Source organism: Chitinibacter sp. ZOR0017 (genome assembly GCF_000799095.1).
Classification (GTDB): domain Bacteria; phylum Pseudomonadota; class Gammaproteobacteria; order Burkholderiales; family Chitinibacteraceae; genus Chitinibacter; species Chitinibacter tainanensis.
Window position 1 is genome coordinate 140,067 of sequence record NZ_JTLG01000014.1, and the last position, 12,503, is coordinate 152,569.

Here is a 12,503-nt window from a genome sequence, read left to right on the forward strand (position 1 = left end):
ATCGCCTGCGATACCTTATTAAATCTAAGCTAGCGACTAATACCCCAAGGGGGATCAATCCAGTAGTTTCAACTTGGCATAGCCCACGGCCAGCCATTTACTGCCATGCTGCTCGAAATTGACCTGCACATTGCCGTTGGCGCCGCCTTCGTGATCGGTGATCACGCCGCGGCCAAATTTCGGATGCTCCACCTGCTTGCCAATCGCCAGCCCATGCTCGGGCGTGGCTTTGTGACTCGGGGCCGGATACTGTGCACTATAGCTGGCCGGCGCGCTGTAACCACTGGGCGCGTAACCGCGATTCAGATATTTGAGCAAGCCACCCGGTATTTCATCCAGAAAACGGCTGGCCACCCCGTAGCGCGTTTGCCCATGCAGCATGCGGCTTTGCGCCAACGTGAGGTAAAGGCGCTCGCGCGCGCGGGTAATCGCCACATACATCAGCCGCCGCTCTTCTTCGAGGCCCTGCGGATCATTGGCGCTGTTATCGTGCGGAAACAGGCCTTCTTCCAAGCCAGAGAGGAACACCGCTTTAAATTCCAGCCCTTTGGCCGCATGCACGGTCATCAGCTGCAGTGCTTCTTCATAGGCATTGGCCTGATGATCGCCCGCCTCAAGGCTGGCATGGGCCAGAAAGGCGATCAGCACGTTTTCTTCTTCCGGCTCGAAACTGGCGGCAGCGTTGATCAACTCTTCCAAGTTGGACACCCGCTCTTCGGCGTCTTTTTCATTGCGGTAATGGCTGAGCAAGCCCGATAGATCGAGCATCATATCCACCAGCTCAGCCATCGGCAGGCCATCCATCTGATTGCGCATGGCTTCCACCAGATGAATAAATTTACCCACCGCCGCCGCGCTACGCCCACCCAGATTGCAGGCGGCCTGCCCCAGCGTGCAGCCTTCTAGCCGGGCTTTTTCCTGGATATTTTCGACCGTGCGGGCCCCAATGCCCCGCGCCGGGAAATTAATCACCCGCAAGAGCGCATTATCATCCGATGGGTTGGCAATCAGCCGTAAATAAGCCAGCGCGTGCTTGATTTCCTGTCGCTCGAAAAAGCGCAAGCCGCCATACACCCGATACGGCACGCCGGCTGAAAACAGCGCGTGCTCGATAATGCGGGATTGGGCATTGCTGCGATACAAAATCGCCACTTCCGAGGCGGGCATGCCTTCGCGAATCAGCGTTTGCGCTTCTTCAACGATAAATTGTGCTTCTTCAAAATCGCTGGCGCCTTCAAATACCCGCAGCGGCTCGCCACTGCTGGCATCGGTCCAGAGCTGTTTGCCCAGCCGCTGTCGATTATTGGCAATGACTGCATTGGCGGCGTCCAGAATATTGCCGTGACTACGGTAATTTTGTTCCAGCCGGATCACATGTTTCACCGCAAAATCGCGCTGAAAATCCTGCATATTGCCGACATTGGCCCCACGGAAAGCATAGATTGATTGATCATCATCGCCCACGGCAAAAATCGCCCCAGTATCGCCAGCCAACAATTTGAGCCAAGCGTATTGCAAGCGATTGGTATCTTGAAACTCATCGACCAGAATATGCGCAAAGCGCTGCTGATAATGCGCGCGAATGCCGGCATTGTGGCTCAGCAATTCATAACAGCGCAGCAGCAATTCGGCAAAATCGGCCACGCCTTCGCGATTGCATTGCTTTTCGTATTCTTCGTACACCAGCCGCAAATGCCGCGAGTAATCATCCCAGGCATCCACCTCGGCAGCGCGGCGGCCATTTTCTTTATGGCCATTGATGTAATGCTGGATGGTTTTGGGCGGGTATTTATCGTCATCCAGATTAAACAGCTTCAATACCCGCTTAATCGCCGCCAATTGCTCCTGAGTATCCAAAATCGCAAAGGCTTGCGGTAAACCGGCATCGCGATGATGTAAACGCAGCATGCGATTACACAGGCCGTGAAATGTCCCCACCCATAAACCACGCGGATTGAGTGGCAACATAGTGGTAATCCGCGCCAGCATTTCCTTGGCCGATTTATTGGTAAAGGTCACCGCCAATAAGCCGGATGGGCTGATTTGTCCGGTGGATAATAACCAGGCAATGCGGGTGGTCAGCACCCGGGTTTTCCCACTACCGGCCCCGGCGAGAATCAGAGCGTGTTCAGCCGGCAAAGCCACGGCGGCGGCTTGCTGGGGATTTAATTGGGCAGTGAGGGGATGCGACATGAATAAAACTCGATCAATTCCAAAGACAGAGGGCTGGCAGCCCTATCTTAACGCGCCAGAACAAAAAGGGCAGCCTAAGCTGCCCTTTTCAGCATTGCCTGCGAACAGACAATTAGATGCGGATGCTATCCAGTGAGCCACCGTTGGCCAGCAGGTCGTGTACCCACTGTGGTTTACGGCCACGGCCAGTCCAAGTTTGGCTTGGATCAGCTGGGTTAGCGTATTGCGCTTTAACGGCTTTTTTGGCGCCTTTTTTGCCGGCGACTTCACCGATCAATTCGGCAACGGTGAAACCACTTGCCGCAGCAGCGCTTTGCAATTGGCTCAGAATGCGCGCTTTTTCTTGCTCTTTACGACGTACCAGTTCAACTTCAACTTGACCGCGCAGTTCTACCAATTGCTGATAATCGAGGTTCGACAAATCCATGTTTTGCTCCAGAAAGACAGTTTTATACAGCTGACCTTTCAGATTATGCGGTGCGGTTTTCAATAATTCAAGTTAAGCGAATTAAAATATTAATTTTTTACCAGCCATTCATTCACGCCGATCAGGTCTTTTTCGCTTAATTCACCAGCGGCCGCGGCCAGTAGTAATCTGGCATAAAGGTAGCTGTAACGCGCCACCACCAGATCATAGCGGGTGGCATAATATTTTTGTTCGGCATTCAGCACATCAATTGTGGTGCGTACGCCCACTTCCCGGCCTAATTTACTGGAAGCTAGCAAACTTTCGCTGGATTTCAATACCTGCTGCAAGGCGCGAATTTGCGCGGCCCCGGCATTAACCCCCAAAAAGGATTGTTTGGTGGCTTGTTCGGCATCACGCTGAGTGGCCAGCAAATTATCTTTTTGTTCGTCTTTCTTGGCGGCAGCTTCACGCAAGCGAGATGAGCGGTCACCGCCGGTGAACAATGGAATCGATAATTGCAGTTTAATCGCGCCGCTGCTGGTTTGATCAGTCGCACCCGAGCGCGATAAACCCGACCCCGTCCAATCATTGCCATAGCTGGCCACCAGATCAAGGGTTGGTGCGCTGAGCGCTTTATATTTATCGATTTCCCGCTCGGCAATTTCCAGCGCAATTTGCTGGCCCTGCGTATTGAGGCTGTTGGTTTTGGCTTTATTCAGCCACACACTCAAATCATTTGGCTCAGGCGCCGCCGGTTGATGCTGATCACCAATCCGCGCCAGCTGATCTGCGGGTAAACCGGTGAGCAGGCTAAAGGCGCTGGCTTTAACATCCAGATCATTTTTAGCCGCAATTTCTGCGGCCAGAATGCTGTCATAGCTCGCTTGCGCTTCATCGGTATCGGTAATGGTGGCCACACCGACTTCAAATGATTTTTTGGCCAGCGCCAATTGCTCGCTGACCGCCTGTTTTTGCGCCTGCGCGAGGGTTACTTTTTCTTGTGCGGCCAATAATTCGAAATATGCTTTCGAGACCCGCAAAATCAAATCCTGCTCGGCGGCGCGGTATTGCACATCGGCCAGTGCGGTTTGTTTTTTTAATTGTTCGGCCGAAGCAAAGGCATCGGCACGATAAATCGGCTGGGCGGCACTAATGCTATAGCCATAAGTCTGGCCATCATTTTCGGTATGCGGCGCAGTGGGCACAGTGCGACCCGGCTGATATTCGCTACGCGCATAGGCGGTATTACCGCTCAGGGTCACCTTAGGCAACAACAGCGCCTGACCTTGATTGGCTTTTTCCTGACCGGCAATTTGCGCATTGCGGGCGGCCGAAATACGCGCATCAAATTGCGCCGCTGATTGCCAAGCCTGCAGCAAATCAGTCGACCACGCGCTGGTATGGAGCGAAAGCAGCCCCATGGCGAGGAGCAGGGGTTTGAATTTCATCATTGCAAGTCTTCCTTATCAGATGGCACTTAACGCAGCGGCGGCGATTCAGGTTGACGCCGATGGCGGTTGTAAACGGAACCAGGCGGCATACAAGGCCGGCAGCACCAGCAAAGTCAGGACGGTGGCGACAAACAGCCCGCCCATAATGGCAATCGCCATCGGCCCCCAGAAAGTGTCGCGAGTGAGCGGGATCATGGCCAAAATCGCGGCCAAAGCGGTCAGCATAATCGGGCGGAAGCGGCGCACGGCCGAATCAATCACCGCATCCCAAGGCGTAGAGCCGGCGGCAATATCCTGCTCGATCTGATCCATCAGAATCACCGAATTGCGCATAATCATCCCCGACAGCGCAATCACCCCCAACGTAGCCACAAAGCCAAATGGCGCGCGGAAGATCAGCAAAGCCAACGTAACGCCGATCATGCCCAAGGGCGCGGTGAGTAAGACCATGACCATGCGCTGAATACTCTGCAGCTGCAGCATCAGCAGTGTCATCACCACGATCAGCATCAGTGGCATCACCGCCGCGATCGAATCTTGCGAGATTTTCGAGGCCTCCAGCGTGCCGCCCGCTTCGATGTGGTAACCCACCGGTAATTTCGCTTCAATCGCCTGCATTTTGGGCAACAAGGCCATCGAAATATCTGGCGCCTGCGCGCCCATCACATCCGCCCGCACCGTGAGCGCCGGTACGCGATTGCGCCGCCAGATAATGCTCTCTTCGTTTTCCAGCGACAGTTTGGCCAGTTGCGACAAAGGCACGCTACGGCCGCTTGGCAAGGCAATCGGCAGGTTTTGCAGGAAATCGAGCTGGGTGCGCTCGGCGTCTTCCAGCCGGCTCACTACATCGATCAGCAGGTTGTCTTCGCGCAATTGCGTCGCAGTCACGCCGGAGATGGCCATTTGTAGCGTTTGCGCTAATTGCTGGCTGGTGAGGCCCAACTGGCGCAACTTGTCTTGGTCGATATTGAGCCGAACCACTTTCACCTGCTCGCCCCAGTCGGTATGCACCTGCCGCAGATTAGGGTGCGCGCGCATCACCGCGGCGACTTCTTCGGCGGTGCGTTTGAGCAGCGCTTCATCCGCACCAATAATCCGAAACTGCACCGGATACCCCACTGGCGGGCCATTTTCCAGTCGCGTGACGCGGCCACGGACATTCGGGTAATCATTGGCAAATAGGGTGTTAATCCGTTTCAGTACGTTTTCGCGCACATGCTCGTCTTTGGTCATGACCGTGAGCTGGCCAAAATTAATATTCGGCATTTGCTCATCCAGCGGCATGTAATAGCGCGGCGAGCCCACTCCCACATAGCTGGTGACCGAAGCGACATCGGGGTCTTTCAGCAATACCGCCTCGATTTTTTTCACTTCATGCTCGGTCGCGGCAAATGACGCCGTATAGGGCAGCCATAAATCGACCATCAGTTCCGGCCGGCTGGAGGCCGGGAAAAACTGCTTGGGCACCGCCACGGCAAACAGCCCGACCGACAGCACAAATGCCCCAAGGGTGAGCGCCAAGGTGGTTTTGCGGTAAGTGAGGCACCAAGTCACCGCGGCGCGAAAACGCTGGTAGAACTTGCCATTGTGCGGATTCGGCGCGCCGGCTTCGTGCTGCCCATGCGGATGCTCCGGCAAGAGGTGATAACCCAGATACGGCGTAAACAGCACCGCCACCACCCAGGAAATAATCAGCGCCAGCCCCACCACGGCAAAAATCGAGAAGGTATATTCACCCGCGTTAGATTTAGCAAGGCCTACCGGCAGAAACCCCGCCGCAGTAATCAGCGTGCCGGTCAGCATCGGGAAGGCGGTGGAGGTATAGGCAAATGTGGCGGCGCGGAATTTATCCCAGCCCTCTTCGAGCTTGAGCGCCATCATCTCCACGGCAATAATCGCGTCATCCACCAATAAGCCCAGTGCGATCACCAGCGCGCCCAGCGAAATGCGCTGCAGTTCGAGATTAAAGACTTTCATGCACAGGAAAGTCAGCGCCAACACCAGCGGAATCGATAACGCCACCACAATCCCGGTGCGCCAGCCCAGCGAGAGAAAGCTCACCGCCAGTACAATCACCACCGCTTCCAGCAGCGAATGCATAAAGATTTTCACCGCGTGCTTCACTACCGCCGGCTGATCCGAGACCGCGTGAAACTCGATGCCGACCGGTAAATCCTGCCGCACTTTGGCCAGCGTTGCGTCGATTTGCTCGCCCATCGCCAACACATTGCCGCCGGCTTTCATCGAAATACCCAGCCCAATCGCATCCTGACCGGCAAAGCGCATTTTGGTGGTGGCCGGATTGATACTGGCGCGGAAGACCTGCGCCACATCGCCCACTTTAAAGGTGCGCTCGTTCAGGGTGATTGGTGTGTTTTTGATGGTGTCTACGGCATCAAACCCGCCCGACACCCGCACAAACACCCGCTCTTCGCGCCCTTCCACCGTGCCCGCGGCACTCACGGTATTGGTGGCCGCCAAGACCTGATTAATCTGAAATGGCGTTACCCCCAGCGTGGCAAGTTTGCTGCTGTTGTACTGCACATAGATTTTTTCGTCTTGCGTACCGATCAGCACCACCTTATTCACATCATGAATGCGCAGGATTTCGGTGCGCACCTTTTCGACGTATTTTTTCAGCTCGGCCGGCGTAAACCCATCGGCGGTAAAGGCATACAAGCTGCCATAGGTTTCACCGAATTCATCATTAAAAAACGGCCCCACCACCCCTTGCGGTAAATTGCCCTTGATGTCGTTGACGCGCTTGCGCACCTGATACCAGGCATCGTTCACCTCTTTGCCGCGCACTTTCTCGTACAGCATGATGGTGATCAATGCCTCGCCGGCGCGCGAATAGCTCTTGGTGTAATCGATGTAGCCAATGCCCTGTAACGATTCTTCCAGCCGATCCGTCACCTGCCGCTCGACCTCCGAGGCCGAGGCGCCCGGCCAGAAGGCGCGCACCACCATGGCCTTGAAGGTGAATTCCGGGTCTTCTTTTTGCCCCAGCTGGGTGTAGGCCAGAACCCCGGCCAACGACAGCACCGCCATCAGATACAGCACCAGCGACTGATGCTTGAGGGCCCAGGCGGATAGATTAAAGCCTTGCGCGGCTTCCGGCTTAGTCATGGCGCGCCTCCTTGGCTGGCGTGGCGAGCACACGCACGGCTTGCCCTTCGCGCAGCAGATGCGCGCCGGCCGTCACCACCACCGCACCGGGCTGAATACCGCTCACCTGCGCACTTTCACCGGCCATTTCCAGCACTTTGACCGGGGTGCTTTTCACGGTGGCCGTACCCTCTTTCGCCGCGCTCACCAACCAGACGCGCTGCTGCTGTTCACGGCCAAACACGGCAGTTAACGGCAGCGAGATACTAGGTATAGGCTGGGAAGCATTTTGCTGATTGACCTGCAGCGTCATACCCAGCTTGATTTGCTCGTTCGCCGGTAAAGTCACTTTCACCCGATAGGTGCGGGTTAAGGCATCGGCCGCCGGCGCTACTTCGCGGATCGTGCCGGTCAGATTAAGCTGCTCATTCGCCCACAAGCTGACATTCACGCTTTGCCCAACCTTCCAGGCTTTCACCTTGCCTTCCGGCACATCAATGACCGCCTCGCGCTCGCCATCTTTGGCAAGTAACACCACCGGCTGGCCAGCGGCCACCACGGCGCCGGGCTCGGCCTGCGTAGCGGTCACCACGCCTGAAACATCGGCCAATAGCTGCGCGTAGCTGCTCTGGTTTTGCGCCAACTGCGCTTGCGAGCGGGCTTGCTCAAATTGCTGGCGCGCGGCGGTCAGCAAGGTTTGGCGTTTATCCACTTCGGCTTGGCTGACGAATTTTTGCGCCAATAGATCTTTGGCCCGGCTGTAATCGAGCTCGGCTTGCGCGAGCTGCGCCTTCGCCGATTCCAGTTGCGCCCGTGCCGCATCGGCCGAAAGCCGCACATCGCCCGGATCGAGGCTGGCCAGCACCTGGCCAGCTTTCACGCTATCGCCGACATTCACCGGCCGGCTATTGAGCTTGCCGCCAATCCGAAAGCCCATTGGTACGGTATGCCGGGCTTTGACTTCACCGCTATACACCTCCCCCACCGAATGCGCCTCTTTGGCACTAACCGTGAGCGTGCGCACGGGGCGAATTTCCGGCTTGGTTTCCACCGGCTTCTGGCAGCCAGCCAGCGTTAGGGTAAGAGCGCCAAACAGCACAGCGAGTAGAGGGCGGTTCATGGTTAGCCTTTGCGTTGCAGCAGTCCAGTTAACAGAATATCCAGAATCGTTTGCAAATAACGTTTCGGATCGAATTGTTCAGGTAAACAGTGCAGCGAATGCTGCGAGATCATCGCCATAATCACCGGCGAACTAATAATGTGCGGCGCGTAATCCAAATCAACCGCGGCAAACTCACCCCGCTCGATCCCAAGCTGCAACACCCGGCGGATCAGCGCATTGCCCGGCTGCACATAGCCTTCGCGGTACAGGGCCAGCACATCGGGGAAATTACCGCCTTCGGCCAACATCAGCTTGGGCATGGCCGATAATTGCTCGGCGCCCAGTTGCGTCCACCAGAAATGCATCAACTCAACAAACAAATCGCGAATCGAGCCTTGCCAGCGATTGACGATTTCATCGCCTTGCGAAATTTGCGGAAGCAGCAATTCGCGAATGACCGATTTGAAAATTTCTTCTTTATTGGCGAAATACAGATAGGGCGTGCCCCGCGTGACGCCGGCGGCGCGGGCAATGTCTTCGATTTTGGTGGCGGCATAGCCTTTCTCGACAAATAAAGACAAAGCCGCCACCAGGATTTCCTGCGGGCGGGCTTCTTTACGACGAGTCCAGCGTTTGAGCGGGCAGTTCATAACCGGAAATAAATAAATGAACGTTCATTTATTATGCGCTTCGAGTATGTCAACGTCAAGCATGCTCAGCACGCCAATCAGCGTATAAAAATGCACTGCAAATTGCGCAAAAACGGCTAATACGCCCGGTGTTCTGCGGTACAATCGCCGCACTCTTTCATCTGCCGCCGGAGCGAGCCATGAGCGACATTACCGCCCAAACCAAAGCCGAAATTCTCTCTGAAGCCCTGCCGTATATTCAGCGCTTTTTCGATAAAACCATCGTGATTAAATACGGTGGCAACGCGATGATCGACGAAGAGCTGAAAGAAGGTTTTGCTTCGGATGTTGTACTGCTCAAACTGGTGGGCATGAATCCGGTGGTGGTGCATGGCGGCGGCCCGCAGATTAATGACCTGCTCGACCGGATTGGCAAAAAAGGCGAATTCATCCAAGGGATGCGCGTCACCGATGCGGAAACCATGGATGTGGTCGAGATGGTATTGGGCGGCCATGTGAATAAAGAGATCGTTTCGCTGATCAATAAACACGGCGGCAAGGCAATTGGCTTAACCGGCCAAGACAGTCACTTCATCCGCGCGCGCAAAATGATGCTGAAAAACGAAGCCGGCGAAGAAACCGTCGACATCGGCCAAGTGGGTGAAATTGAGAAAATCGACCCAGCCATCGTGCAGCATTTGGATGCCGCCGATTTTATTCCGGTCATTGCCCCGATCGGCGTCGATAGCAGTGGTGAAAGCCTGAATATCAATGCCGATCTGGTGGCCGGCAAGCTGGCAGAAGTACTGAAAGCCGAAAAACTCATCCTAATGACCAATACCCCGGGCGTCCTGGATAAAGAAGGCACCTTACTCACCAAGCTGACAGCACGTCGCATTGATGAGCTGTTTGCGGATGGCACAATTTCAGGCGGCATGCTGCCGAAAATCGGCTCGGCGCTCGATGCCGCCAAGAGCGGTGTGAATTCGGTCCACATCATTGATGGCCGGGTCAAACACGCCCTGCTGCTGGAAGTATTAACCGAGCAAGGTGTGGGTACGATGATCCGCGCGAAATAACAAATCGCAGCACTGCAACAAGGTCGGCCAGCCCCGCTGTGCCGGCCTTTTTTCTTGCCTATTCAAGGCAGCCAACTACATTGGTAATACCCAAACGCACGGGAGCCACCAATGAAAACAGCACGACAATTACTGGATCAAAAAAGCGGTGAACAGCTGATCTCTGTCTCACCCAACGCCACGGTGTATCAGGCCTTGCAGGTGATGGCCGAACACAATATTGGCGCCATTTTGGTGATGGATGGCGCAAAACTGGTCGGGATTTTTTCCGAACGCGACTATGCACGCAAAGTAGTGCTGATGGGCAAAACTTCCGCCGGCACCCCGATCTCGGAAATCATGACGCACAAGCTATTGTGCGTACCACTGAATGCCAATGTGGATGACTGCCTGGGGCTGATGACCGAAAAACGCATCCGTCACTTGCCCGTACTGGATGGCGATCGGGTGATGGGGATTTTGTCGATTGGCGATCTAGTGCGCGAGAAAATTGCCGATCAAGAATTCGTGATTGGGCAGATGACCCATTACATCTACGGCTAAGCGCCGCACAAATGCGTACAATGGCTGGCCGTGTGCCAGCCTTTTTTCTGCTCAATGCGCCCTTTGCACTGGATTTTTGATCTCGACAATACCCTCCACATCGCCAGCCGCCATGCCTTCCCGGTGATTGACCGGGCGATGACGCAGTGGCTGCAACAGCAATTGGCGGTCGACCACCACACGGCGAACCATCTCAGGGTCAGCTATTGGCAACGTTACGGTGCGACTTTACTGGGTTTGCGTCGCCACCATCCCGAGCTTAATCCGCACACTTTTCTGCGAGCCTGTCATCCCTTTGCCGAGTTAGGGATGGCGCTGCACCCGATGCCCCGCCTACGCTCTACCCTATTACAGCTAACCGGTGATAAATACCTGTTTACCAATGGTCCGGCCGAGTATGGCCGCTGGATGCTCGGGCAATTGGGGATCGCCGATCTATTTTCCGGCATTGCCGGGATTGATACGGTAGGCTTACGACCCCAACCTCAACGCCTGGCGTTTTTGCAGATGAGTCGGCATTTTGCTGTGGCTCTACGCGATTGCATCATGGTCGAAGACAGTATAGATAATCTGCAGATGGCTCGTCGCTTGGGTATGCACACGGTCTGGCTGAGCCCTGGCCGACAGCGTCATCCCGCCGCGCAGCATCAGATTCGCCATCTACATCAACTGACTCAACTTAACGCTCGGTTGATGCGATAAAAAAAGGGGGCTAAGCCCCCTTTTTTGCGTCTGCAGTCTAAGCCGGCAAGCTTAGAAGAATGATTTCAGACCCACCATCACGCGTGAAGTGTTTTGACCGGCTTTACCGCTGTAGTCAAAGGCATTGTCGGCCGCGCCAATGGCAGAGTTCGCTTCATTTTCCACATAACGACCTTCCACAAAGGCGAGGTTGTTTTTGTTCAGCGAGTAGTTGTAACGGGCTACGTACGCCTGGGCACCTGAATCGCCTTGTTTAGCACCATTCAGTGATACATCGTCCAGTTTGGCGTAGCTCAGATAAACCGCGTGTTTATCTTGTTTGTAGCTCGCTTGTGCCAACCATTGGCCTTGTTCCATTTTGGCGTTACCTGGGTCAAACATATTGTGTTTGTAACCCGCGGTGAAGCCCAGGCCGTTTTGCAGCTCATAGCGTGCACCCGCGTAGTAAGTTTCGGTATCGAATGTTTGGGTCGCAGAAGCGCTACCCACGGTCAGATCATCCGTAACACCATCACGTTTCTGGTAAGTACCGTCCAATTGCAAGCCAGCCAGTTTGTACTTGGCAGCCACGTCATAGGTTTTACCTGAGCCGTTACCGTCGTCGTTGTAGTCTTTAAAGCCAAACGCCGCACCCGCCGAGAAGCCTTTCAGCTCAGGGGTGTCATAACGCACGATATTGTTAATCCGCGTAGCTTGGCCCAGGCCATAGTCACCTGCCAACCAGCTCAGACCGGTATCAGTAAACAGCGCATCTTGTGCATCATAGCTTGGTGTCATCAAGCGGCCCATACGCGCAGTACCGAAATCACCTTGCAGACCGACATAAGCATCTTTCACGCTCACCCAGTCATCCAGTTTGCTGCCGCCGCTGCTGTTGTTTACGCCAGCCGACAAACGCCAGATGATCGATGATGGAATCGCATCAATTTTGTGCGTACCGTCAAACGACAGAGTGCCATCCAGATACACGCCGTCTTTATTATCGCTACCACGATCATCCAGTTTGACCCCACCGGTCATGTCACCAGAGATAGTCACGTCGGCTTGCGCAAAACCGGCAGCCAGCGCCAGGGAAATAACGAGAGCAGTTGTTTTGATTTTCATGCTGATTGCCTCCACTACACTTTGAAAAATCCAGCGATGCTGGACAGATGCCTCGCAGTGTATGCGGCAGCTCAACTTGGCTCGCGGCACAAAATCACAGCCATTTGGTGTATTTTTGCCATGCCGCTGGCCTTGAAATCTGGCTCAGATGGCCGAAAAAAAAGCAGTCGGCACCACGCCGAC

Annotated in this window: 10 protein-coding genes; 3 read left to right on the forward strand and 7 right to left on the reverse strand. The window is 55.0% G+C overall.

Features of this window, described 5'->3' with window-relative positions; genetic code table 11:
* Window positions 1-54: 54 nt before the first annotated feature.
* The 6 genes from L991_RS04515 to L991_RS04540 form a co-directional block, all read right to left on the reverse strand.
* Window positions 55-2,193 carry a UvrD-helicase domain-containing protein gene (locus L991_RS04515; RefSeq protein WP_047392693.1) on the reverse strand — a complete coding sequence of 713 codons (2,139 nt, stop codon included), beginning with the start codon at window positions 2,191-2,193 and terminating at the stop codon, window positions 55-57.
* 112 nt (window positions 2,194-2,305) lie between these two features.
* Window positions 2,306-2,620: an H-NS family nucleoid-associated regulatory protein gene (locus tag L991_RS04520; protein WP_028450042.1), complete on the reverse strand. Its 315-nt coding sequence runs from the start codon at window positions 2,618-2,620 to the stop codon at window positions 2,306-2,308.
* Window positions 2,621-2,709: 89 nt separating this feature from the next.
* Window positions 2,710-4,053 carry a TolC family outer membrane protein gene (locus L991_RS04525; RefSeq protein WP_052190604.1) on the reverse strand — a complete coding sequence of 448 codons (1,344 nt, stop codon included), beginning with the start codon at window positions 4,051-4,053 and terminating at the stop codon, window positions 2,710-2,712.
* A 45-nt stretch (window positions 4,054-4,098) separates the two neighbouring features.
* Complete coding sequence (locus L991_RS04530; RefSeq protein WP_047392694.1) at window positions 4,099-7,182, reverse strand: efflux RND transporter permease subunit; 3,084 nt, start codon at window positions 7,180-7,182, stop codon at window positions 4,099-4,101.
* Window positions 7,175-8,281: an efflux RND transporter periplasmic adaptor subunit gene (locus tag L991_RS04535; RefSeq protein ID WP_052190605.1), complete on the reverse strand. Its 1,107-nt coding sequence runs from the start codon at window positions 8,279-8,281 to the stop codon at window positions 7,175-7,177. Before L991_RS04535 ends, L991_RS04530 begins: the two co-directional genes overlap by 8 nt.
* A gap of 2 nt (window positions 8,282-8,283) precedes the next feature.
* Window positions 8,284-8,913 (reverse strand): TetR/AcrR family transcriptional regulator, encoded by a 630-nt coding sequence (locus tag L991_RS04540; protein ID WP_047392698.1) that lies wholly within the window; start codon window positions 8,911-8,913, stop codon window positions 8,284-8,286.
* 179 nt (window positions 8,914-9,092) lie between these two features.
* On the opposite strand from L991_RS04540, the gene argB reads away from it, so the two are divergent.
* The 3 genes from argB to L991_RS04555 all read left to right on the forward strand — a co-directional run bounded on the left by argB (window position 9,093) and on the right by L991_RS04555 (window position 11,216).
* A complete protein-coding gene (gene argB, locus L991_RS04545) occupies window positions 9,093-9,971 on the forward strand; it encodes an acetylglutamate kinase (RefSeq protein ID WP_028450046.1) in 879 nt (292 codons plus the stop codon).
* A 111-nt stretch (window positions 9,972-10,082) separates the two neighbouring features.
* Window positions 10,083-10,514 (forward strand): CBS domain-containing protein, encoded by a 432-nt coding sequence (locus L991_RS04550; protein WP_028450047.1) that lies wholly within the window; start codon window positions 10,083-10,085, stop codon window positions 10,512-10,514.
* A 54-nt stretch (window positions 10,515-10,568) separates the two neighbouring features.
* Window positions 10,569-11,216, forward strand: coding sequence for a pyrimidine 5'-nucleotidase (locus L991_RS04555; protein ID WP_047392701.1), 648 nt, complete (start codon window positions 10,569-10,571; stop codon window positions 11,214-11,216).
* 51 nt (window positions 11,217-11,267) lie between these two features.
* On the opposite strand, the gene L991_RS04560 is transcribed toward L991_RS04555, so the two are convergent.
* Window positions 11,268-12,320, reverse strand: coding sequence for a porin (locus tag L991_RS04560; RefSeq protein WP_047392702.1), 1,053 nt, complete (start codon window positions 12,318-12,320; stop codon window positions 11,268-11,270).
* Between the last annotated feature and the right edge of the window lie 183 nt (window positions 12,321-12,503).

What these genes read in the sequence shown, in the direction of transcription:
- L991_RS04515 (WP_047392693.1), bottom strand. Translation starts at nt 2,193, where the DNA reads ATGTCGCATCCCCTCACTGCCCAATTAAATCCCCAGCAAGCCGCCGCC.
- L991_RS04520 (WP_028450042.1), bottom strand. Translation starts at nt 2,620, where the DNA reads ATGGATTTGTCGAACCTCGATTATCAGCAATTGGTAGAACTGCGCGGT.
- L991_RS04525 (WP_052190604.1), bottom strand. Translation starts at nt 4,053, where the DNA reads ATGATGAAATTCAAACCCCTGCTCCTCGCCATGGGGCTGCTTTCGCTC.
- L991_RS04530 (WP_047392694.1), bottom strand. Translation starts at nt 7,182, where the DNA reads ATGACTAAGCCGGAAGCCGCGCAAGGCTTTAATCTATCCGCCTGGGCC.
- L991_RS04535 (WP_052190605.1), bottom strand. Translation starts at nt 8,281, where the DNA reads ATGAACCGCCCTCTACTCGCTGTGCTGTTTGGCGCTCTTACCCTAACG.
- L991_RS04540 (WP_047392698.1), bottom strand. Translation starts at nt 8,913, where the DNA reads ATGAACTGCCCGCTCAAACGCTGGACTCGTCGTAAAGAAGCCCGCCCG.
- argB (WP_028450046.1), top strand. Translation starts at nt 9,093, where the DNA reads ATGAGCGACATTACCGCCCAAACCAAAGCCGAAATTCTCTCTGAAGCC.
- L991_RS04550 (WP_028450047.1), top strand. Translation starts at nt 10,083, where the DNA reads ATGAAAACAGCACGACAATTACTGGATCAAAAAAGCGGTGAACAGCTG.
- L991_RS04555 (WP_047392701.1), top strand. Translation starts at nt 10,569, where the DNA reads ATGCGCCCTTTGCACTGGATTTTTGATCTCGACAATACCCTCCACATC.
- L991_RS04560 (WP_047392702.1), bottom strand. Translation starts at nt 12,320, where the DNA reads ATGAAAATCAAAACAACTGCTCTCGTTATTTCCCTGGCGCTGGCTGCC.